At 70.1% G+C, this 21,440-nt stretch carries 24 protein-coding genes and 1 pseudogene; 12 read left to right on the top strand and 13 right to left on the bottom strand.

Annotation, left to right across the window (positions count from 1 at the left end; genetic code table 11):
• Positions 1-14 precede the first annotated feature (14 nt).
• The 4 genes from QSK31_RS31990 to QSK31_RS31975 are packed head-to-tail and all read right to left on the bottom strand — an operon-like array spanning position 15 to position 4,572.
• The gene (locus QSK31_RS31990; RefSeq protein ID WP_285688299.1) at positions 15-1,118 is read right to left on the bottom strand and encodes a hypothetical protein; all 1,104 of its coding nucleotides are present in this window, start codon (positions 1,116-1,118) and stop codon (positions 15-17) included.
• Positions 1,118-2,845, bottom strand: a complete 1,728-nt coding sequence (locus QSK31_RS31985) for an HSP90 family protein (RefSeq protein ID WP_285688298.1) — start codon at positions 2,843-2,845, stop codon at positions 1,118-1,120. The genes QSK31_RS31990 and QSK31_RS31985 overlap by 1 nt, the downstream gene beginning before the upstream one ends.
• Positions 2,846-2,889: 44 nt before the next feature.
• Positions 2,890-3,777 carry a sulfurtransferase gene (locus QSK31_RS31980; protein ID WP_285688297.1) on the bottom strand — a complete coding sequence of 296 codons (888 nt, stop codon included), beginning with the start codon at positions 3,775-3,777 and terminating at the stop codon, positions 2,890-2,892.
• Between the two features lie 9 nt (positions 3,778-3,786).
• Positions 3,787-4,572 carry an SGNH/GDSL hydrolase family protein gene (locus QSK31_RS31975; RefSeq protein WP_285688296.1) on the bottom strand — a complete coding sequence of 262 codons (786 nt, stop codon included), beginning with the start codon at positions 4,570-4,572 and terminating at the stop codon, positions 3,787-3,789.
• A 101-nt stretch (positions 4,573-4,673) separates the two neighbouring features.
• On the opposite strand from QSK31_RS31975, the gene QSK31_RS31970 reads away from it, so the two are divergent.
• Both QSK31_RS31970 and QSK31_RS31965 read left to right on the top strand, forming a co-directional pair.
• The gene (locus QSK31_RS31970; RefSeq protein WP_285688295.1) at positions 4,674-6,401 is read left to right on the top strand and encodes a proline--tRNA ligase; all 1,728 of its coding nucleotides are present in this window, start codon (positions 4,674-4,676) and stop codon (positions 6,399-6,401) included.
• 11 nt (positions 6,402-6,412) lie between these two features.
• A complete protein-coding gene (locus tag QSK31_RS31965; RefSeq protein WP_285688294.1) occupies positions 6,413-6,799 on the top strand; it encodes a CBS domain-containing protein in 387 nt (128 codons plus the stop codon).
• Here the strand turns inward: QSK31_RS31965 and map are convergent.
• A complete protein-coding gene (map, locus tag QSK31_RS31960) occupies positions 6,765-7,556 on the bottom strand; it encodes a type I methionyl aminopeptidase (protein WP_285688293.1) in 792 nt (263 codons plus the stop codon). The genes QSK31_RS31965 and map overlap by 35 nt on opposite strands.
• Positions 7,557-7,622: 66 nt before the next feature.
• Between map and QSK31_RS31955 the strand changes: the two genes are divergently transcribed.
• Positions 7,623-7,889 (top strand): helix-turn-helix domain-containing protein, encoded by a 267-nt coding sequence (locus tag QSK31_RS31955; RefSeq protein ID WP_285688292.1) that lies wholly within the window; start codon positions 7,623-7,625, stop codon positions 7,887-7,889.
• Here QSK31_RS31955 and QSK31_RS31950 read toward each other — a convergent pair.
• Positions 7,886-8,737 (bottom strand): LysR family transcriptional regulator, encoded by an 852-nt coding sequence (locus QSK31_RS31950; RefSeq protein ID WP_285688291.1) that lies wholly within the window; start codon positions 8,735-8,737, stop codon positions 7,886-7,888. The two genes, QSK31_RS31955 and QSK31_RS31950, sit on opposite strands and share 4 nt — an antisense overlap.
• A gap of 69 nt (positions 8,738-8,806) precedes the next feature.
• Here QSK31_RS31950 and QSK31_RS31945 point away from each other — a divergent pair.
• A pseudogene (locus QSK31_RS31945) lies at positions 8,807-9,589 on the top strand (EamA family transporter); the annotation flags it as partial.
• A 54-nt stretch (positions 9,590-9,643) separates the two neighbouring features.
• Here the strand turns inward: QSK31_RS31945 and QSK31_RS31940 are convergent.
• Together QSK31_RS31940 and QSK31_RS31935 are read right to left on the bottom strand one after the other, a co-directional pair.
• Positions 9,644-10,606: a CU044_5270 family protein gene (locus tag QSK31_RS31940; RefSeq protein ID WP_285688290.1), complete on the bottom strand. Its 963-nt coding sequence runs from the start codon at positions 10,604-10,606 to the stop codon at positions 9,644-9,646.
• Positions 10,606-11,157 (bottom strand): RNA polymerase sigma factor, encoded by a 552-nt coding sequence (locus QSK31_RS31935; protein WP_502873042.1) that lies wholly within the window; start codon positions 11,155-11,157, stop codon positions 10,606-10,608. Before QSK31_RS31935 ends, QSK31_RS31940 begins: the two co-directional genes overlap by 1 nt.
• Positions 11,158-11,447: 290 nt before the next feature.
• On the opposite strand from QSK31_RS31935, the gene QSK31_RS31930 reads away from it, so the two are divergent.
• The 3 genes from QSK31_RS31930 (at position 11,448) to QSK31_RS31920 (ending at position 13,450) form a co-directional block, all read left to right on the top strand.
• Positions 11,448-12,068, top strand: a complete 621-nt coding sequence (locus QSK31_RS31930) for a permease-like cell division protein FtsX (RefSeq protein ID WP_285688288.1) — start codon at positions 11,448-11,450, stop codon at positions 12,066-12,068.
• Positions 12,065-12,643, top strand: a complete 579-nt coding sequence (locus QSK31_RS31925; RefSeq protein ID WP_285688287.1) for a SigE family RNA polymerase sigma factor — start codon at positions 12,065-12,067, stop codon at positions 12,641-12,643. Before QSK31_RS31930 ends, QSK31_RS31925 begins: the two co-directional genes overlap by 4 nt.
• 276 nt (positions 12,644-12,919) lie before the next feature.
• Positions 12,920-13,450: a helix-turn-helix domain-containing protein gene (locus tag QSK31_RS31920; RefSeq protein ID WP_285688286.1), complete on the top strand. Its 531-nt coding sequence runs from the start codon at positions 12,920-12,922 to the stop codon at positions 13,448-13,450.
• Here the strand turns inward: QSK31_RS31920 and QSK31_RS31915 are convergent, their stop codons facing one another.
• Both QSK31_RS31915 and QSK31_RS31910 read right to left on the bottom strand, forming a co-directional pair.
• On the bottom strand, positions 13,451-14,452 hold the full coding sequence (locus tag QSK31_RS31915) for a sulfotransferase domain-containing protein (protein WP_285688285.1): 1,002 nt from the start codon (positions 14,450-14,452) through the stop codon (positions 13,451-13,453).
• A 9-nt stretch (positions 14,453-14,461) separates the two neighbouring features.
• The gene (locus QSK31_RS31910) at positions 14,462-14,875 is read right to left on the bottom strand and encodes a hypothetical protein (protein ID WP_285688284.1); all 414 of its coding nucleotides are present in this window, start codon (positions 14,873-14,875) and stop codon (positions 14,462-14,464) included.
• Between the two features lie 117 nt (positions 14,876-14,992).
• Between QSK31_RS31910 and QSK31_RS31905 the strand changes: the two genes are divergently transcribed.
• The 3 genes from QSK31_RS31905 to QSK31_RS31895 are packed head-to-tail and all read left to right on the top strand — an operon-like array spanning position 14,993 to position 17,549.
• On the top strand, positions 14,993-16,036 hold the full coding sequence (locus tag QSK31_RS31905; RefSeq protein ID WP_285688283.1) for an SDR family oxidoreductase: 1,044 nt from the start codon (positions 14,993-14,995) through the stop codon (positions 16,034-16,036).
• Positions 16,037-16,066: 30 nt separating this feature from the next.
• Positions 16,067-16,624 carry a YbaK/EbsC family protein gene (locus QSK31_RS31900; RefSeq protein WP_285688443.1) on the top strand — a complete coding sequence of 186 codons (558 nt, stop codon included), beginning with the start codon at positions 16,067-16,069 and terminating at the stop codon, positions 16,622-16,624.
• Between the two features lie 43 nt (positions 16,625-16,667).
• Complete coding sequence (locus tag QSK31_RS31895) at positions 16,668-17,549, top strand: aminoglycoside phosphotransferase family protein (RefSeq protein ID WP_285688282.1); 882 nt, start codon at positions 16,668-16,670, stop codon at positions 17,547-17,549.
• 19 nt (positions 17,550-17,568) lie between these two features.
• On the opposite strand, the gene QSK31_RS31890 is transcribed toward QSK31_RS31895, so the two are convergent.
• The 3 genes from QSK31_RS31890 to QSK31_RS31880 are packed head-to-tail and all read right to left on the bottom strand — an operon-like array spanning position 17,569 to position 19,070.
• On the bottom strand, positions 17,569-18,204 hold the full coding sequence (locus QSK31_RS31890) for a DsbA family oxidoreductase (RefSeq protein WP_285688281.1): 636 nt from the start codon (positions 18,202-18,204) through the stop codon (positions 17,569-17,571).
• Between the two features lie 2 nt (positions 18,205-18,206).
• Entirely contained in the window at positions 18,207-18,635 is a 429-nt protein-coding gene (locus tag QSK31_RS31885) for a SufE family protein (RefSeq protein WP_285688280.1), read from the bottom strand.
• Between the two features lie 9 nt (positions 18,636-18,644).
• Positions 18,645-19,070 carry a VOC family protein gene (locus QSK31_RS31880; protein WP_285688279.1) on the bottom strand — a complete coding sequence of 142 codons (426 nt, stop codon included), beginning with the start codon at positions 19,068-19,070 and terminating at the stop codon, positions 18,645-18,647.
• A gap of 237 nt (positions 19,071-19,307) precedes the next feature.
• Between QSK31_RS31880 and QSK31_RS31875 the strand changes: the two genes are divergently transcribed.
• Both QSK31_RS31875 and QSK31_RS31870 read left to right on the top strand, forming a co-directional pair.
• Positions 19,308-20,003, top strand: a complete 696-nt coding sequence (locus QSK31_RS31875; RefSeq protein ID WP_285688278.1) for a DUF6518 family protein — start codon at positions 19,308-19,310, stop codon at positions 20,001-20,003.
• 250 nt (positions 20,004-20,253) lie between these two features.
• On the top strand, positions 20,254-20,985 hold the full coding sequence (locus QSK31_RS31870) for a hypothetical protein (protein WP_285688277.1): 732 nt from the start codon (positions 20,254-20,256) through the stop codon (positions 20,983-20,985).
• Positions 20,986-21,440 lie beyond the last annotated feature (455 nt).

The following is a 21,440-nucleotide window of genomic DNA, read 5'->3' as shown; positions in this document are numbered from 1 at the left end:
GTCAAGTCGTCGCCTTAACGGTCGTTCAGTGTGACGGTCACCTCATTCGGCGTCGCGCCCAGCGTCCGCTCCACGCCGGCGGAGCGGGCGGCCGTCCCGTTCCGGGCATCGAACCGCGCGGCCAGGTCACGAGCCGTCCCGGCCATCTCGGCGCCCAACTCCCGGGCCGGAACGGTCTCCTCGCCGCGGCGCACCGGCGCGTCGCCGTGACCCAGCTCGATCAGCCGGCGCAGCAGCAGCCCGGCGGACGCGGCGAAGTCCATCAGCACAACCGGCGACGGCGCCCGCGGCACCCAGCTCAGATGCCGCTCCAGCATCTCCAGGCCCCGATGCTCGTTGCCGGTCACCGCGCAGAACTCCAGGTGCTCGGCGACGTCGCCCATGTCGCTGACATCGTTCTTGATCACCCGGTACGACCGCCGCTGCATCTCGGCCGCGTCCTGGCCACGCCCGGTGCGCAGGTAGGGGAACATCAGCGCGTTCTGCACCGACTGCGGCTGCTGAACGCAGACCAGCGGCTGCACCAGGGTGGCCTCGCCCAGCTCGATCGCGTCCGCGTACCGGCCGGTCGAGATCAGGTGCGACATCATGCCGCGCGGGTCACAGCCGATGCAGTCGGACAGTTCGTCACGCGGGGCGGTGACCCAGCGCTCGTACCAGTGCGCGGCCGCCTCGTCGTCGCCGACGTGCCGGGCGACGACGTGCCGGTAGTGGTAGACCGCCTGCGTCTGCTCGCCGGCCTCCCGGTACCGGCGTTCCATGTCGTCCAGCAGCGCGTACGTCCGCGCCAGCGGCACACCGGGGAACGACACGAAGTCGTCGACCATGTACTTGAACTGCCACAGCAGGGTGTCCGACCACGCCTCGTGGTAGTCCCGGCCGGGATCGCGGTCGAACTCGGCCAGGCACCACGAGAAGGTGACCATCGACTTGGCCGGTTCACCACCCAGCGCGTACGCGTCGGTCGCCATCATCCGGACGTCGAAGCTGAGCTCCGGGTCGCCGGCCGCGTCGGTGTGCCGCAGCACCTGCTCGATCGCCGCGGTCTTGCCCGGCCCGTAAGGCAGCCCGTACGTCCGGGAAAGCATCTCGCGCAGGTCTTCAACGGAGTACGCCATCACACCTCACCGCCCACGGCATGGCCCAGCAGGCCCAGGAAGGAACTGTTCAGCAGGTCGGCGTCGGCCGGCCGGATCGGGTGGTAGCCGAGCAGCAGCGCCTGGCCGTAGAGCGCGTCCACGGCGAGACCGGCCAGCTCCGGATCACCCAGCCCGCAGATCCGGCGGACCAGCGGATTGCTGTGGTTCAGGACCAGCTGCGGCCGGTCGACCGGGACCGCCGCGGCCACCGCGCCGAGAACGTCCGCCCACAGGTCGTCCACCTTGTCCCGGGTCGCCGCCAGCTCCTTGCCGAACGCCGCCGACCGGCTGGTCAGGTAGAGCGCGGGCAGCCGGCCCGGCTCGTACGACCGCAGCAGCACCTCGCACCCCAGGCGGTCCAGCCGGCGCTGGGCGGCGGCCAGGAACGGGCGCAGGGCCAGCTCGGTGCCCCGATCCACCGACTCGAACCGGGTGGTCAGGTCGGACGGGTCCATCCGCTCGACGTCCGGCAGGCGGGCCAGGATGTCCCGGTCGTACGCGTAACCGGCATTGACCAGGACCACGTCCTGAGCCGCAGCGACCGCCGCGAGCTGCCGGAACTGGTCGACGTCGTCGACGTAGCGCACCACGCCGTGCCGTTCCCGCAGGTCGGCGAGCGTGGCCAGGCCGGTGTTCGTCTCCATCGGCAGCCACTGCTCGACCAGGCGCAGCATCTCGTCGTCGTGCAGGGCCAGCGCCTTCACCCCGAGGTGGTGGACGCGCAGGAACTCGCCCAGCCGGACCGGGTCGGCCGCGGCCAGCCGGACCAGCCAGCCGCGCAGCTGGTCGGCGATCGCGTCCCGGGCCGCGGCGAGCAGCGAGTCGTCGTAGAGCGCCTCGCGGCTGGCGGTCGGGCGCAGCTCCGTGCTGTCCACCACGCAGCGGACGAAGAACGCCCACTCCGGCAGCAGCTCACTCACCGACTCGGCGAGCAGCATCCGCTTGAGGTAGACCCGGTGGCCGCCGCGCGTCGCCGGGCTGGCCGCGGTGGGCAGCACGAACGCGGCGCCGGTCAGGCCCGCCTCGGGCACGGACAGCGGGATCACGTCGAACGGCGCGAAGCCGAGCGTCTCGGCGCCGTACCTGAGCATGTCGGCGCGGCTGCCCGCCCACGGCAGCGTGCCGGTGGTCGTGAGGACGTCGTCGACGGTCACGTCGACCGGGAGCAGCGACCCGTAGAGCCGGGCCAGGCGGACGACCGTCTCGTGGGTGCGGAACTCCTCGGAGCCGCGGCGGGGCAGCAGCGTGACCTCGGTGCCCGGCTCACGATCGTCGCCGTCCTCTCCGGCGCGCACCTCGTACCGCCCGTCGGAGAAACCGATCCACCGGACCGCCGGCTGCCCGGCCTGCCGGGTGTGCACCCGGATCTCGTCGGCGACCAGGAAGCAGGAGAGCAGGCCGATGCCGAACTGGCCGAGGAACTCGTGCCGGGCGAAACCTAGCTCGTCCCGCTTGGAGCTGCGGCCGATCGTGGCCAGCAGCTCGTGCACCTGGGCCTCGGTCAGGCCGATCCCGTTGTCCACCACGCGGATCACGCCGTCGGTCGTGGTGATCGCCACCCGGCCGACGTGGTCCGGGCCCACGGCGGTGATCGCGTCCACCGCGTTCTGCAACAGCTCACGGATGTAGACGCGAGGGCTCGCGTAGAGGTGATGGCTGAGCAGGTCGACGATGCCGCGCAGATCGACCTGGAACGTGTTCGACACGCCGAGAACGGTAGCGATCTCGGCGTGCCCGCGGCGTCCCTATTTTAGGGCTGGTCTCCCTTGGCGATCGGGGCGCGGACCAGGTTGCCCCACTCTGTCCAGGAGCCGTCGTAGTTGCGGACCTGCGGGAAGCCGAGCAGGTGGGTCAGCACGAACCAGGTGTGGCTGGAACGCTCGCCGATCCGGCAGTAGACGATCACGTCGTCGGAGGGCGACAGGCCCAGGCCGTCCTGGTAGATCGCGGCCAGGTCGGCGGCGCTCTTGAACGTGCCGTCGTCGTTGGCCGCGGACTTCCACGGCTTGCTCAGCGCGCCCGGGATGTGGCCACCGCGCAGGGCGCCCTCCTGCGGGTACGCCGCCATGTGGGTGAGCTCGCCGGAGTACTCCTGCGGGGAGCGCACGTCGACCAGCGGCCGCCCGCCCCCGCTGTGCTCGGCGACCTGCTCGCGGAACGCCCGGATCTGCTCGTCGTCACGAACCGGCACCGGGTAGTCGGCGCGCTCGCGCACCGTCTTCTCCCTGGTCAGCTCGCGTCCCTCGGCGGCCCACTTCTGCCGGCCGCCGTCCAGCAGCCGCACGTCGGCATGGCCGAAGAGGCTGAAGACCCACAGCGCGTACGCCGCCCACCAGTTGAAGTTGTCGCCGTAGAACACGATCGTGTCGCCGCGCCCGATGCCCTTGGCCGCGCACATCTCGGCGAACGCCGCCGGGTCGAGATAGTCCCGGGTCACCTGGTCGTTCAGTTCCAGATGCCAGTCGACCTTGACCGCGCCGGGGATGTGCCCGGACTCGTAGAGCAGCACGTCCTCGTCCGACTCGACGACGACGAGACCGGGCTCGCCCAGGTGCGCCGCCAGCCACTCGGTGGTGACCAGTCGCTCGGGGTGCGCGTACGCCTGAAGTTTGGTGTCTTGATCCAGCTCGAAGGCCATGTCTGAAACCTATCCCCTACTCGAGGGGCGAGCGATCGGCTCCAGCGTGGGTCGCTTGGCGGTGATCAGGTCGCCCGACGACTTGCCCTGGAGGCGGCGCTTGATCCACGGCGCCAGGTGCTGGCCGGCCCAGCGCAGATCGGCGCCGCGGGCCAGCAGCCACGGCGTGGGCGCCGGCGCCGGCGGTACCAGCAGCCAGTCCTCGTCGACGCCGACACCCAGTGAGGTGAGCACGTGCGCGGCGACCCGGCGATGCCCGGCCGCGGAGAGGTGGATGCGGTCGGTGGACCACATCACCGGGTTGCGGCGGAAGGCGTCGTCGGCGAACAGGTCGATCAGGTGGGCGCCGTGCCGCTCGGCGATCTCCCCGACACCCTGGTTGAGGACTGCCACGCGCGGGCCGTAGATGCGCTGGCCGGGCAGATGGGTGGAGACGTCGGCGAAACGGAACATGAGCACGTCGGCGCCGGTGGCCCGGATGCGCTCGATCACGCCGTCGACCCGCGCGATCAGCGCCGCCGGGTCGGCCTTGCGGCGCAGCACGTCGTTGCCGCCGGCCGCGAAGCTGACCAGGTCGGGCCGCATCGCGAGGGTCGGTTCGAGCTGCTCGGTGATCACGCCCTCGAGCAGCCGGCCGCGGATCGCCAGGTTGGCGTACCCGAAGTCCGGGCCCGCCTCGACGGCCAGCCGGGCGGCGACCAGGTCGGCCCAGCCGCGGTAGGTCCCGTCCGGGTACCCGTCGTCCATGCCCTCGGTGAAGCTGTCACCCATGGCCACAAAACCGCGCCAGGTCATCAGCCGCCCCCTCCATGCTCTTTACAGCTATCTAGCTAAGCACTCGTTCAGGGTGGAAAGCAGCGTGACGCTCCTGACAGTCGGTCCCTAGACTTCGCGCCATGCTCATGCGGATGTCCACGATGCTGCTCAAGACCCTGCGCGAGGACCCGGCCGAGGCGGAGGTGCCGAGCCATCGGCTGCTGCTGCGTGCCGGGTACGTCCGCCGCGCCGCGCCGGGCGGCTACACGTGGCTGCCGCTGGGCAAGCTGGTGCTGGACAACATCACCCGGGTGGTCCGGGAGGAGATGTTCGCGGCCGGCGCGCAGGAGGTGTCGTTCCCGTCCCTGCTGCCGCGCGAGCCGTACGAGACGAGCGGCCGCTGGACCGACTACGGCGACGACATCTTCACCCTGCGGGACCGGCGCGACGCGGAGTACCTGCTGGCGCCCACCCACGAGGAGATGTTCGCGCTGCTCGTGCAGGATCTGACCAGCTCGTACCGGGACTTCCCGATGATCCTGTTCCAGGTGCAGACCAAGTTCCGGGACGAGGCGCGCCCGCGGGCCGGCGTGCTGCGCGGACGCGAGTTCCTGATGAAGGACGCGTACTCGTTCGACCTCACCGACGAGGGTCTGGCCGACGCGTACGGCGTGATGCGCGTCGCGTACCAGAAGATCTTTGCTCGTCTGGGTCTGGAGCACACGATCGTCTCGGCGGTGTCGGGCGCGATGGGCGGCTCGGCGTCCGAGGAGTTCCTGGCCATGGCGGACGTGGGCGAGGACACCTTCGTCGGGTGCACCAAGTGCGACTACGCGGCGAACACCGAGGCCGTCACCACGCCCCCGCCGGCCGCGCCCACGGGCACGCCCGGGCCGATGACCGTGCACGACACCCCGGACACCCCGACGATCGCCTCGCTGGTGAACCTGGCCAACGAGCGCGCGCTGGACGGCCGCACCGACTGGACCGCCGCGGACACCCTGAAGAACGTCGTGGTGACCGTCCGGCAGCCGGGCCACGAGCCGGAACTGCTGGCGATCGGCCTCCCCGGCGACCGCGAGGTCGATCTCAAGCGACTCAACGCGAACCTGCACCCGGCCGCCGCCGAGCTGTTCGACGACTTCGCGTCCCGCCCCGACCTGGTCAAGGGCTACATCGGACCGCAGGGCATCAAGATCCGCTATCTGGCCGACCCGCGGGTGGTCACCGGCACCGGCTGGCTGACCGGCGCCAACGAGCCCGGCAAGCACGCCACCTCGGTCGTGGCCGGTCGCGACTTCACCCCGGACGGCACCGTCGAGGCCGCCGACGTGCGCCCCGGCGACCCCTGCCCGGCCTGCGGCGACGGCGAGCTGACCATGCGCCGCGGCATCGAGATCGGGCACATCTTCCAGCTCGGCCGGCGGTTCACCGACGCGTTCAAACTGGACGTTCTCGGCGCCGACGGCAAGCCGGTGCGGCCGACGATGGGCTCGTACGGCGTGGGCGTCTCCCGCGCGGTGGCCGCGATCGCCGAGCAGCACCACGACGAACGCGGCCTGATCTGGCCCGCCGAGATCGCCCCGGCCGACGTGCACGTGGTCGCCGCCGGCAAGGACGGTCAGGTGGAGGCGGCGCTGAGCCTCGCCGAGGAACTCGTGGCGGCCGGGCTGCGGGTCCTCGTGGACGACCGCAAGGGTGTCTCCGCCGGGGTGAAATTCACCGACGCGGAGCTGATCGGCATCCCGCGCACCGTCGTGGTCGGGCGCCGTCTGGGTGACGGGTACGCCGAACTGCGTGACCGCCGAACCGGTGACCGTGACGAGGTTCTCCTGTCGGACATGGTCGCCACGGTGACAGGCGTGTAACGATGGGTCGCATGGCCAGGACATCGGTCGCCGAGGTGATGACCCGGCGGGTCGTCTACCTCCCCGAGGACACGACACTCGACGAGGCCGCGCAGGCGATGCGCGACCAGTCGATCGGTGACGTCGTGGTGACGCACGGGCCGACCATGGCCGGTCTGGTCACCGACCACGACATCGTGGTGCGCGCCATCGCCGAGGGTCTGCCGCCGCGGACCACGACGATCGGCGCCATCGCCACCCGCGAGATGATCATGGTCGAGCAGGCGGCCACCGTCGACGAGGCGGCCCGGGCGATGCGCGAACGCGGGGTGCGCCGCCTGCTGGTCTGCGACAGCGACCGCCAGCTGGTCGGCATCGTCTCGCTCAGCGACCTGGCCCTGCTGCCGACCGCGGCCTAGTCAGGATTTCCGCGCCGTCGTCGGTGATGGCGATCGTGTGCTCGCTGTGCGCCGTCCGGCAGCCGGTGGCGCTGCGCAGGGTCCAGCCGTCGGCATCGGTGTAAAGGGTCGCGGTGTCCGCCATGATCCACGGCTCCAGCGCCAGCAGCAGTCCGGGGCGCAGGGTGTAACCGCGACCCGGGCGGCCCGTGTTGGGGACGTGCGGGTCCTGGTGCATGGTCGATCCGACGCCGTGCCCGCCGAACTCGGTGCTGATCGGGTATCCCGCCGCGCTGAGGACCGAGCCGATGGCGTGTGAGAGGTCGCCGATGCGGGCGCCCGGGCGGGCCGCGGCGATGCCGGCGCTCAACGCGCGCTCGGTCGCGTCGATCATCGCCAGGCTCGCCGGCTCCTCCGCGCCGCCGACGATGAAGCTGATGGCGGAGTCGGCGACAACCCCGCCCAGCGACACGGCGAGATCGAGCGACAGCAGGTCGCCCTCGGCGAGCGTGTAGTCGAACGGCTTGCCGTGCAGCACCGCGTCGTTCACCGACGTGCAGATGTAGTGGCCGAACGGCCCGCGTCCGAAGGACGGCTCGTAGTCGACGTAGCAGGACTCCGCGCCGGCCTCGACGATCATGGCCTCGGCCCAGCGGTCGATGTCCAGCAGGTTCGTGCCGACCGAACTGCGGCCTTTCAGGGTCTGCAGGATGCCGGCGACCAGGGCGCCCGTCGCTCTCGCCCGGGGCAGGTCGGCAGGGTCCAGGATCTCGATCATGCGGTGCCTTACTCGTGCTGCCAATAAGTATCCCGGCCATATTATCCCGGTACTAGTATTGGTGCCATGGTCAGGTTGCCACTCAGCCCCGCCGAGGTCGCGCGCGGACAGCGTCTCGGCGCCCTGCTGCGTCAAGCCCGGGGGGAACGCTCGATGCTGGTCACCGCCCTGGACGCCGGCGTCTCACCGGAGACTCTCCGCAAGATCGAGTCCGGTCGCGTCGCCACCCCGGCCTTCCCGACCATCGCCGCGATCGCCGACGTCCTCGGCCTGTCCCTCGATGCGCTGTGGTCCGAGATCAACCGGTCGGAGCAGGACGTGAACGCCGCCTAACGCTTGTCGTAGAGGGCGCGGATCATCTCGATCAGCTCGTTCAAGCAGGCCGGCGGGCTGTCCGGGCGCCACGCCAGCCACACCGTGATCGGCGGCGCGTCCCGCAGCGCACGGTAGGCGACACCCGGCCGCGGGTTCTGCTGCGCGGTCGCCTCCGGCGTGACGCCGATCGCCTGGTTCGCCGCGATGCTGGTCAGCCACTCGTCGACGGTGTGCGTCCGCCGGATCGTCCGCGGCCGGGCATCCTCCGGCCACATCTCCGGCGTCGTCGTGCCGGTCCGCGTGTCCATCGCGATCGGATACCGGGCCAGATCGGCCAGCCGCAGCGTCCGCCGCCGGGCCAGCGTGTGCTCGGTCGCCATCGCCGCCACCCGCCGCTCCCGGCCCACCTCGGCCAGCGCGAACCGGGCATCGTCCACCGGCGTCCGCAGCACCGCCACGTCGGCCGTGCCGTCGCTCAGCCCGGCCGTCGGATCGTTGGCGTGCACGAAGATCAGCGGCACCTCGGCATGCCGGGACGCCCACCGTTTCTGCAAGCCACGGGTGTGCCGGCCGAGCGCGGCCCACGCGTACCCGATCCGCAGCTCGGCGCGGGCGCCGGCCACGATGTGCTCCAGGTGGGCGGCCTCGTCCAGCACGCGACGGGCCTGGGCCACAACCCGCACGCCGGTCTCGGTGAGCGCGACCTGACGGGTGGTGCGATGGAGCAGGCGTACGCCCAGAGCACGCTCCAGCGCGGCGATGGACCGGGACACGGCCGCCTGCGACACGCCCAGTGCCGCCGCCGCGTCGGTGAACGAACCCTCGTCCACCACTGCGACCAGCGCACGCAGCTGCCGCAGATCCATACGCCGAGCGTATAGAACCCCCGGCTCACGCATTTCCGATCAAGACCCGGCGACGCCGATGCTCGTGGCATGAGGACGGCAGGCGGCATCGCGACGATGGTGGCCAGCGCGGCGAGCAATCAGACCGGCGCGGCGGTGGGAGCGCACGCGTTCCCGGCGATCGGCCCGGCCGGGGTGGTGGCCGTACGCCAGTTGGTCGCCGCCGCCGTGCTGCTGCCGATGGCCCGCCCCGACCTGCGCCGGATGAGCTGGGCGCAGTGGTGGCCGGTGCTCCTGCTCGGGCTGGTCTTCGCGACCATGAACCTGAGCCTGTACACCGCCGTCGACCGGATCGGGCTCGGCCTCGCGGTGACCCTGGAGGTGCTCGGGCCGCTGGCGGTGGCACTGCTCGGCTCGCGTACCCGTCGAGATCTGATCTTTGCTCTTCTCGCCGGGCTGGGCGTGTGGGTGCTGGTGCTGCCCGGCCCGTCCAGCGACTGGATCGGCATCGGCCTCAGCCTGCTCTCGGCCTGCTGCTGGGCGTCCTACATCGTGCTCAACCGGCTCGCCGGCCGCCGCCTCGACGGCATCGCCGCGCCCGCCCTGGGCTCGGCGGTGGCGGCGCTGCTCAACCTGCCGGTGGCGGTCGTGCTGCTGGCCCAGGGCCGGTTCGGCACCACCGCCCTGCTCTACGCGGTGGCGGCCGGCGTCCTGTCGTCGGTGCTGCCCTACACCGCCGACCTGATCGCTCTGCGCCATGTCTCGGCGCGCTTCTTCGGGCTGGTCTCGAGCGTGCATCCGGTGATGGCGGCGCTGGCCGGGCTGATCCTGCTCGGCCAGGCGCTCGCCACCCACGAGTGGCTGGGCATGATCATGATCATCACGGTCAACGCCGCCGCCGTTCTCGACAGCCGACGGAGCCCCTCGTCAGGGCAGTTGACCCGCCCGGTCCACGATCGCGACCTTCAGGACCGCGGTCGAGTTGCGGAGCCGGCCACCGTCCACGTCCACCACGCGCTCACCCAGGTAGGCGTGGGTAGCCTTGTCGAAGATCAACTCGGCCCGGCTGCCCTGCACCTCGGTGAGGGACACCGCCACCCCGGCCCGCCCGGCCTCGTCGGTGACGTCCCCGACGACCGTCACGCCCGGGATCCGAGCCAGCGCACCGAACATCGCCGCCAGTGAGGCCGGCGGCACGTACGCCTCCCGGATCGTGTCACCGGCCTTAGTGAACGCCTCCTGATCGTCGGGGTTCTTGTTGCCGAGACCTTCGTAGAGAAATTTGAGCATGTCGTCGGTGTCGGTCGGCAGGTCGGCCCGATAGCCGGTGGCCGGCTCGCAGGGCACCTCGAACGTCTTGTCGCCCTTGCGCGCGGTCATCTTCCCGTCGTGGCAGCCCGGCAGCACCTGGTTCTTCCAGTCCGCCCGTCCCGACCGGGGCCGGCTTCGAATCAGACCGTCCCGGCCGCCGTCCACCGAGTACCAGACCCGGCGCAGCCTCGGATTGACCGTCACCTTGGGGGACTCGTTCGCCGGACCGGACGCCGCCGCGGTGATCGAGTCCACGTAGACGAACTGGTCACCGCGGACCGCGACGGTAGGAGCGGATCCAGCCCGGGCGGCCGCGTCCTCGAGGATCTGCGCCGCCTCCGCCTTCGACGCCGGTGCACGATCATCGAACGAGGCGACCTGTGTCACGAGGACCCCGGCGGTCACCGCCAGGGCCAGTCCACCGGCGCCGGCCAGACGCCAGCCGAAACTCGGCCGGGTCGTCCGTCGCGGCTGACTCGTCATCCCGGCCAGAACTCGGTCACGCACCCGCGCCGGGACCGCCGGCTGCGGCGGATCCAACTCGGCGCCCAGGTCCTGCAGCATCTTCAACTCGGTCATCACCGCTCCTCACGACTGTCGACGGGATTGCTTCCACCTAGCGCGGCGCGTACCTGCTGACGGGCCCGATGCAGACGGGACCGGACCGTGCCGATCTTGATCTGGAGGGTCTCGGCGACCTCCTCGTAACTCAGGCCGCTCCACGCGACCAGCAGCAGCACGTCCCGGTCGCCCTTGGCAAGCCGCCGCAGCGCCGTGGCCAGCGGTCCGCGTACCGCCTCGGCGCTCACCTCGGCCGCCACCCGATCCGCGAAACCCGGCGTCGCGTCGTCTGCCGCGGACCGGGCCAGCGCTCGGTAGCGGGCCTGCTCGGCGCGATGCCGCCGGGCGATCTCCTTGGTCACGATGCCGAACAGCCACGGCCGGGCATCCTGCCTGGTCAAGTCGTAATCCCGGCGGCGGCGGAAGGCCGCGAGGAAGGTGTCCGCGACGATGTCCTCGGCGAAATCCGAGCCCACCCTGCGGTACGCGTATCGGTACAGCTGCTCGGCGTACCGGTCGTACAGTGCGGCGAACGCCTCGGTGTCCCGCAACGAAGCCTCGACGATCATGGCGTCGCTCTCGTGCAACGTCCTGTCCGTCACCCGCGTCCTGTCCGTCGCCCGCGTTCCGTCCGTCGCCCGCGTTCCGTCCGTCGCCCGCGTTCCGTCCGTCAGCCGCACAGGCCAACCCTGGCCGAATTGCGACAGCTCATGGCACATCCTCCCGATCACCGGCAACCTGACATACCTGTATCTCCCTCAGCCTCGGATCGAGTTCACGGACGCGGGTGTGACCGAACATGATGGCCACCCAGTCATACCGGCAGAAGGTCAGATCGCCGGCAGCGAGGAGAACGGCTGTGGAGCAGCACCTGCGAGACCAGTTCGACCGGGCGGTCGGTGACGATCCCGGCGCGCCCCTCGACGAGATGGCGACCGCCGCGATCGCCGCGGGCACCCGGCTGCGCGAACGCCGGCACTACTGGGTTCCGGCGGGCGTGGCGGCCGGCGTGCTCGTGGTGGTCGGCGCCGTGGCCGGCCTGACCCTGCCGCTGGACGCGTCGAAGTCCGACGAGCCGCCGGTGACGGTCGCCGCGGCGATGGTGCCGATGACGGCGCCCGCCTGCCTGAAGCGACCGGTCGAGACCGACGTCACCGACGCGGTCGTCTTCCTGACCCCCGAGGTGACCGACGTTCAGCGTGCCGCCCTGGACACCGCCCTCAGCCAGGATCCCGGCTTGGCAGCCAGGTCCTACGAGAGCAGGGAAGACGCGTTCCGGAGATTCCAGATCCGGTGGAAGGACAACCCCGACCTCGTCAAGGCGGTGACCCCCTACGAGCTCCCCGAGTCGTTCCGCCTGCGGCTGCGCGCGGCCGAGCAGTTCACCGCACTCCGCGACCGGTACGCGTCCATGGGCGGCGTTCAAGAGATCATCGGCCGCAAGTGTGCGGCGGGCGCCCCGATCGGAGGGGTCCTGTGACCGACTCCCGCGTCGCGACGTCGGCGCCGCCCGTGCAGGAGATCCGGTCCGGCTGGGGTGCGTCCCGCCGCCGCGCGAAGGCGGCCCGCGACGAGGAGTTCACCGCGTTCGTGATGTCCGCCGGCACCCGGCTGCGCCGCACCGCCTACCTGATGTGCCGCGACTGGCATCTGGCCGAGGACCTGACCCAGCAGGCCTTCGCCAAGATGTACGCCGCCTGGAACCGCATCCGCACCGGCGCCAACCTCGAGGCGTACAGCCGAAGGGTTTTGATGAATGTGGTCTTTGATCAGCAGCGGCGGCGCAGCGGCTCCGAGCTCGTGCTGGCCGACCTGCCCGACCACCCGGACCGGGCCCCGGCCGGGACACCGGAGCTGCGCGTCGCCCTGGTCGACGCCCTGGCCCAGCTGGCGGTCAAGGATCGCGCGGTCCTGGTACTGCGCCACGCCGAGGACCACAGCGTGGAGACCGTGGCGACGATCCTCGGCCTGTCGGTTCCCGCGGTGAAGATGCGCAACGCCCGCGCACTGACCCGCCTGCGCACGCTGCTCGGCGACGACTTCCCCGACCGCTGAGCCTCAGGTCCCGGCCATCAGCGCCGAGGCGGCCGCGGCGCCTCGGTCGGCGGCGCCTCGGTGGTCCGGGCGAGGACCGCATCCGCGTCTCGCACGCGGCACAACAGGCAGTCCAGATCGGCCATCCAGCCAGGATGCCAGGAGTATGACGCCGCCATCGATCACCGTGACGATAGGATGACAGCGCCCGCTCACGAACGGCAGCCTCGGACGTGAAAGAAGCATCAGCCGTTCGGTTGTTGCATCGAAGCGGGGATGGACGCCACTATTCGACGCGTGGGCGATCTCGTGACGACTGGGCAGGCGGCGATCATGCTGCGTTCGTCGCGGGCGCATGTCGTCGATCTGTGTCTCCGGGGCCTGCTGCCGTTCGTGCGGGTCGGCGGGCAGCGGCGGATCCGGCGGGCGGACGTCGAGGCGCTGATCGAGCCGGGGCTCAGCCGCGACGAGATGGAGTCGCTGTGGCTGCACCGAGGCGTCGCCGGCAAGGTCGTGGCCAACCCGCCGGCCATGCTCGCGGCCGCGGCCATCAACCTGCGCCGGCTGCGGCGACTGCATCCGACCGGCGAGGACTGGGAGTGGCTGGACCGCTGGGACGCGCTGCTCAGTGACGGCGTCGAGGCGGTGCTCGAGGCGCTGACCTCCGGCTCCGCGCACGCCGTCGGGCTGCGGCGGGCGTCCCCGTTCGCCGGGGTGCTGACCGAGGTCGAGCGCAGGACCATTCTTCTGGCGTACGCGGAAAGCAGGCGGAGTCACGCCCGGCGGATGCGGGCCGACCAACTGGAGCGGGTCCTCAGATCGGTCTGACTATCGATGCAGCCAGGCCAGCAGGTCGGTCGGCGCCAGCGTGGCCGCCCGCTCCAGATAGCGCGCGAACTCCTCGTCGGTCAGCAGTTCCCGCCCGGCCCCTGACCCGCCGCGCCGGAAGAACGCCGCCCGGTCCTTCATGATGCCGGCCGGATCCGGTGCCAGGTCGGTGGCCCGCTCCCGCATCCGCGCGAACCCGGCGGCGTCGACAAGATCAGACCAGACCTTCTCGGGTACGGCGATCCCGAGCCGTTCCGCGATCCGGCGCATCGAGGAGTCCAGGTCGGCGGAGAGCTCCGCATAGTGCACGAGCAGCACGTTCGGCGCCTCGGCCGCACGGCGCCAAGCATCAGTGAGGTGCCACATCACCCCGGGCAGCGAGTCCAGATCGTCCGCGGGTTCGGTGTCGCGCTCGATCCAGCGCAGCAGCCCGGCCCGCACATCCAGCGGCGCATCCGGCCCTGCATCCGGCCCTGCATCCGGCCCCGCATCCGGCCCCGCATCCGACCCCGCATCCGACCCCGCATCCGACCCCGCATCCGACCCCGCATCCGACCCCGCATCCGGCCGCGGAGAAGCCTGCGGGGAAGGCGGGGCCGCCGGTCCGCCGGTCAGTTCCGCGATCCGGGCTCGGTTCAGGTTGGCGCCCTGGTGGAACAACGACACCGCCATGTCGAGCGGATGCCGCGCCACCACGACATACGTCGCCCGAGGATCAAGCGGAACCCCGTCCAGCGGCGTATGCGTCTTGATGAAGCGCCGGTGCTCCTGTGCCTCCAGCCGCCCGAACACCTCGTCGCGCGGCACGATCAGCCAGTCCAGCCACGGCGACAGAACCGGCAGCGGCGCCGGCAACTCGGTGCTCTGGAAGATCAGCAGGGCGCAGATCATCTGCATCCAGGTGGTGCCGCTCTTGGAGCGGGTGCTGATCACGATGTCGCCGTCCCGGAACGGAAAACCGTCCCACCGGCCACTGTCCTCGTCGTCCGACCGATAACGCACCGACCGAACCTAGGGGATCTCACCCCTCAGCGCGGGCTGAATTTTTTCCGCGACGTCCGGTTCGATGGTCAGGTCGGTGATGGTGCGACGACGTTCGACAACGAAGTACGCGCAGCTCAGGGCGTACCCCAGGGAAAGGGTGACCCCGACGGCCCGGACCGAGGTGGGTGTGACGGCCGTGACCGTGGTGATCAGCGCGCCCGCCGCCCAGCTGGCCAGCAGCACCGCGTTGACCGTGTCGTGGGTGGCCCACCCGGCGATCGATCGGCGGGCCTGCCGCCGGATCTCCTCCATCAACGCGTGGCCCATGCCCACCGTGAGCATCCCGAGCAGGATGGTGGCGAAGATCGAGTGCGCCCCACCGGCCACGGCCGCGATGGCCGTGCCGCCGGCGAGCAGGGCGAGGCCACTGACCGTGCCCACCCGCGCGCTCCGTCTCTCCTTCACACCCACTGACAGTCGGCAAGATCGTCTTCCGCCTGAGGATCCGCGGTGACGGGCGACACGTCACGTCCTGCTTGCGTCACTCGTCCGTTCGGTATGACAACGATTCTGGTCACCGGCGCGAGCGGCAACCTCGGATCGGCGCTGCTCCCGCGGCTTTCCGCGCCCTCGGACGCGAGGCTCCTCGACGCGCGGGCCCTCGACGCGCGGCACTTCGACGCGCGGGCCCTCGACGCGCGGCACTTCGACGCGCGGGCCCTCGACGCGCCGCACTTCGACGCGCGGGCCCTCGACGCGCCGCACTTCGACGCGCGGGCCCTCGACGCGCCGCCTCTCGACGCCCGGCCCTTCGACGTGCGGCCCATGAGCCGCCGGGAGAGACCTGGGTGGGTCGCCGCCGACCTTTCCACGGGTACGGGTGTGAGCGAAGCGGTCCGGGGCGCCGACGTGGTCGTCCACCTGGCGTCGTCGCCCACGAAGACCCGCAGCACCGACGTCGAGGGCACCCGCCGCCTGGCCGCGGCGGCGTCCGAGGCCGGCGTCCGGCACTTCGTCTACATGTCGATCATCGGCATCGACCGTGTCCCGCTGCCCTACTACCGGATGAAGCTGGCAGCCGAGGAGGTCGTCCGGGAGTCCGGGGTTCCGTTCACGCTGCTGCGGGCAGCCCAGTTCCCTACGTTGATCGACTCGTTCCTCACGGCTTCCAGCAGGCTCGGCCCACTGCTGATCGACCGCCGCCTGGTGTTCCAGCCGGTGGCCGTCGAGGACGTTGCCGACCGGATCGCCACGCTGGTCGCCGCGCCACCGGCCGGAAAGAACACGTCGCCGACCCGGCAGATCCCTCCACGAGCTGGGGAGATCACGCCGCCGACCAGGGAGATCGCGCCGCCGGCCGGGGAGATCGCGCCGCCGGCCGGGGACGTGGTCGAGCTGGCCGGCCCGTCCGCGCTGACCCTGGCGGAGCTGGCGAACGAATGGAAGCAGGCCCGCAATACCCGCCGCCCGATCTGGCCGATCCACGTGCCGGGCCGCTTCGGCCGCGAACTCCGGGCCGGTGCTCTGACCAGCACCGCCACCCCCAGGGGCACGCGCACCTGGTCCGAATACCTGACTTCTCGCTACCACGCCGCGCGATGATCCAGCGGGTAGGCGAGGATGACTGGCGTGATGGGAACCCTGGCACTCGAACCCGCCCTGTCCCGGCTGGATCTGCTGGCCAAGCCGGTCGCCGCCGCGCTCGAGGTGTGGCCGGTCGAGGCGCCGGTGGACGGTGATCAGGTGATGGTGGCGCCGATCGACGCTTCCCTGGCGGACACGGCCGCGTTCTGCGAGGCCTATGGCATCCGGCTGGACGAGTCGGCGAACTGCGTGATCGTGGCGGGCAAGCGCGACGGGGTCACCCGGTACGCGGCCTGCGTCGTCCTCGCGACCACCCGCGCCGACGTGAACGGTGTCGTCCGGCGGCACCTGGACGTGCGCAAGGCCAGCTTCGCGCCGATGGAGGAGGCGGTCCAGCTCACCGGCATGGAGTACGGCGGTATCACCCCGATCGGCCTGCCCAAGGACTGGCCGCTGCTGGTCGACGCCCGCATCGGCGCCCAGCCCCACGTGATCATCGGCTCGGGCGTCCGGCACAGCAAGATCGCGATCGCCGGTCCGGCCCTGGGCGCCCTGCCCAACGCGATCGTCATCGACGGCCTGGCCCGCGAGATCACCCCGGCCTGAGATCCGGTCGGTGTTTCCGTCACGGTCGCCTACCGTGACGCGCATGTCCGACCCGCTCCCTCCCGTGGCATTCGTGATCCCGGCCAACCTGCGCCGGCTGGCCACGGCCGGCGACCGGGAGTCTGCGTGGTTCGCCGTCCTGCCCGGCCTGGTCACCGAGCTCGCCGAACGCTGGTCCCTGCGAGTCGGCGCCCCCTATGAGCCCGGCGGCACGTCGGCCTGGGTCGCGCCGGTCACCCGCTCGGACGGTTCCCGCGCGGTCCTCAAGGTCGGCTTCCGGCACTACGAGGCCCGCGACGAGGCGGCCGGCCTGCGATTCTGGTCCGGCCACGGGGTGGTCCAGGTCTTTCAGAGCCAGGTGTACGACGAGACGACCGCACTGCTGCTCGAGGAATGTCGCCCGGGCACGATGCTCTCGGCGTCCCTGCCTCCGGTGGAACGCGACGAGGTGATCGCAAAGGTTCTCAAGCGGCTGTGGATGACCCCGCCGCCCGGGCACCCGTTCCGCCCGCTGCAGAACATGGTCGAGATGTGGGAGGCCGGCTTCTGGAGGTCTGCGCCCGTACCCCCGGATCCTGGCCTGATGCGCGCCGGCCTGGACCTGTGGCGGACCTTGCCCACGACGGCGGCCGACGAGGTCCTGCTCTGCACCGACCTGCATCCCGACAACGTCCTGGCGGCCGAACGCGAGCCGTGGCTGGTCGTGGACCCCAAGCCGTATGTGGGTGATCCGGCCTACGACGCGATCCAGCACATGCTGAACTTTCCCGACCGTCTGGCCACCGACCCGGCGGGTTTCGCCGGCCGCATGGCCGCCCTGCTCGACCTCGACGCGCTACGCATCCGCCAGTATCTCTTCGCCCGCTGCGTCATCGAAGAGCAGTGGGACGTAGTGAAGACGCTGGCGCCCACAGTGGACGTCTGACGATGTTCCACGTGAAACATCAGCCCGCGTCGACGGACTCCCGGCGGCGGATCTCGTCGAAGGCAGCCTGGAGGGTCTCGACCGACTGGGCGCCCTGGACTGCGTACTTGTTGGCGATCACGAAGGTCGGGACGCTGGTGATGCCGAAGTCGCGGGCGGCCATGATGTCGGCCTTAACGGCGTTCACGCCCTCGGTCGAGCCGAGGTAGCCCAGCGCCGCCGCCTCATCGAGGCCGATCGTGCCCGCGACTCGGGCCAGCGCCGGGTGCGAGCCGATGTCCACGCCGTCCGTGAAGTGCGCGATCTGCAACGCCTCCAGCATCGCCGCCTGCCGGCCCTGCTCGGCCGCCCACGCGATCAGCCGGTGCGCGTCGAAGGTGTTGGCCGCGATCGCCCGCTCGAAGTTCAGCTCCAGGCCGTCGACGGCGGCGATCTCGCGGACGTGGGCCCACATCTGCGCGACCCTGTCCGGCCCGCCGAACTTGGCCGCCAAGGCCGTGCTCAACGGGATGGGCTGCGGCACCGGCGCCGGGTCGAGTTCGTACGCGCGGTACGTCACCGTCGTCCCCGAGTCGCCGCGCAACGCCTGCTCCAGCCGGCTCTTGCCGATGTAGCACCAGGGGCAGATCACGTCGGCCCACACTTGAATGTCCATGGTCACTCCGTCTGCTCGCGCACCTGGCGCTTCAACCTGGCCAAGATCGCCGTGCCGCCACGAATCCGCAGCGGGCTGATCGCGTGGCCGAGACCCATCCGCGAGTACAGGTCGTCAGGCACGGCCAGGATCTCGTCTGTCGTCGCGCCCGCCAGCCCCTCGGCGAGGATGCCGGCGAACGCGCGGGTCGTCGGCGCCTCGGGCGGGCAGTCGAACCAGGTGCGCACGGTGGAGTCCGGCTGCACCTCGGCCTTGAGGAAGAACGCCGTCTGGCACTCCGGGACCTGCTCCATGCCCTCGTGCCCGGCCAGCCCCTCAGGCAGCGGCGGCACCTCGTCGGAGAACTCGAGCAGCATCTCCAGCACCACCTCACGCGGGGCGGTGGCGAACTCCTCGACGAGCTCGGCGAGCCTCGGGGGCATGTCGGTCACGAATCGACACTACTGCGGCCGCGCAGCCCCGGTGATCTCCACGTAGTGGGGGTTGTACATGACGCCGAGCACATTTCCGAACGGGTCGACCACCGACGCCGTCACGAAGCCCTGGTCGCCCTGCGCCGTGATCGGCATGTGCTGCTTGGCGCCGAGTGCGAGCAGCCGCTCGACGGTGCCCTCGAGGTCATCGACGTGCCAGTGCATGATCGCGCCGGCCGGCTGCCCGTCGGTCCCGGCCGGTGCCCACCGCCGGTCGATGATGCCGAGCTCGGCCTCGAAGTCGCCGACCCGGAACTCGGCGTAGGCGAGCTTCCCGTCCGGCCCGTTGCGGTGGAAGTAGGCGGGCGTCCCGAGGAACTCGGCGTACCAGGACTCGGCCGCGGCCACGTCGTCGGCCCAGATGTTCAAGGTGGCAAATCCACGAAGGCTCATGAGAACGACACTAGAGGGGCTTGTGGAACGTGCGGTTCCGTAATGGACGCGAGACTCACCGGCCTGGAGGCCCGCCACGTGGTCCGCGGCACCGGTTTGCTGGTGTGGCGCCACCAGGCCCGAGTCCGCCTCCGGGCGCCGCTGTCCGCGATCCACCGCAGACGGCCTTAACCGCCCCCGCGCGGCTCCACCTTCCGGCAGAGGCGCGACCCGACCAGGATCGGCACAATTACGCCCATGCAGGAGACGACACCGGCCACGTCAACGCCCCGGAAGGCCACCTTTCTGGGCATCTCCGGCATCGCCGGCCTGATTGTCGGCGCGCTGACGTTAGGCGGCCAGGCCCTACCCGGCTTCCTGACCAGAAACGTCGCCGACAACGCCGTGACGCAGGCAGTCGGCCACTTCGTAGCCCAGCACCTGAGCAACTCGGCGGCAGCCTGGTCCCTGGCCGCGTTCCTGATAGTCGCTGCCACACCCCTGGTACGCACCTGGGCCGCCACAGCAGGTTTCCTGACGCTGCTAGGCGCAACGGCCGGCTACTACGCGGCAGCAACGCTGTTCCTGAACGACGACCTGAGCGCCGCGGCGTTGCGTTCCCCACTGATCTGGGCAGTCATAGCCGCAGTCGCCGGCCCGTTCTTCGGCCTGGCCGCAGCCGTCTGGCGCCGCGGTTCCCCCCGGCACCGCCCCTGGGCGTTGGCCGCGGTAGCCGCCCTCTTCCTAGCCGAGGCCATCTACAACGCCGCGATCCTCCACTACTGGTCCGACGCCGCAACATCAGCAGCGATAGGCATCCTGGTAGCCCTGCTCCTGGCCGGCGACAGCCCCCAACGCCGAGCCACCCTGCAACGCCTGATCCCAGCCACCGCGGTAATGAGCGCAGCCTTGGCCGCAGCATTCACCCTGGCCCAGATAGTTTTCACCCTGTAAACCCAAGCCAACGGCCAGAGGCCACAAGGACGCCAACACAGGGGACACCCCAGCAACTGCCAGGAACGAGATCAAAAACAAGACCGATGGCGAGGCCGGAACGGCCAAGCCGAACCAAACGCAACCCGGAAGCAAGCCTCAATCCGCACCGCCCGCGAGACACTGGATCGATACATGAACGAGATCCTTCGATCGATTCGACGACCAACAATGCCGTTATCTCGTTGCATTACTCAGCTACCATCCGGCCATGGTGGACGTGATAGCGCTCGACACAAGCGCAAGCCTAGCCGACTGGATCAGTGCAATAGGCCAAGCGGCGGGCGCTGTCGGCACTGTCGCGGCGGTGGTTGTAGCACTTTTCCTCCCCGGATGGCAGCGGGCAAAGATACGTCCGATAGTGACTCTTGAATTCGATCGAACGTCTGAGGACATCGCCGTTCACGAGAACCCCCCTTGGGCTAGCGTCTGGATAAGACTCCGAGCTACTAACAGGCCAGGGCGAGAGACCGCAAGAAAAGTTCGTGTGATTGTCTCCAAAGTGGAGCCTGAGGACGGATTCGTGATGCCTGAGAGCACACTTTCCCTTCGGGAACTCTCATGGTCGGAAGTCAGGACGGGAGAACTTGATCTTCCGGCTGGGATGCAGCGTCGAGTAGACGTCGCTCATGTCGACAAGAAGCGAGCGGAAAAGAAAGATTTGGTCAGTCCTTGGCCGGATCTTGGCATGGGTTTGGCTGGGTGGCCTCAGCGTTATGATGGGCGGGATTATTTGGGGGAGGGGGCGTTTCGGATCACGCTAACTGTCGCAGGCGAAAATTTGGATGCTTCTGAATGGGAGATACGGATTTCCTTTAAGAAGGTCGGACTGTCCAACAAGTCATCGCTTGCGCGAATCCGGGACGCCATAGAAGTGTCTGATCCTGTACTTATATCCAAAGAGACTTCGCTACGCCGCCGCCGATGGCTCGCGGACGGCTAGTGTGTCCAGCAAGCTTTGACTCGTTCAGCGTCGACTTGAGCCAGCCATGCCACCATCACGCATCAGCGTCGGGCTTCTATGGAAGCGGCCTACTCGGATCGCGAGCACGGCTACGTCATAGGCGCCTTCGCCGGCCCATGCCGCGCGTCACTCGTCCTTCGCAGCGTACGCAGATCGGTGGCGACAAGCTCGCAACATCGGATGGGCGGTGCACTCGGCTTCGAAGACGGGTCGCGGCGCCTCGATGTCGCGAACGAGGAGCTCCACGTGGTCCAGCAGCTCCGATACTCGCCTCGTGAGTACGGCGGCTTCTACCTCACGGGCCTAACCTCGACCCTTCGTTAAGGGGTGTCCAAGGACTGGGCAGAAACGAAGAAGTGCCTTCTGATCAGGGAAAATAGGACTTGCTGAGGGTCCAAGTTTCCTGTCACGGAAGGCACTTGCAGGGTGCAGGT

It is taken from the genome of Actinoplanes sp. NBRC 103695 (genome assembly GCF_030269485.1).
In the GTDB taxonomy this organism is placed as follows: Bacteria; Actinomycetota; Actinomycetes; order Mycobacteriales; family Micromonosporaceae; genus Actinoplanes.
This window is presented reverse-complemented; position numbering and strand designations above follow the sequence as displayed.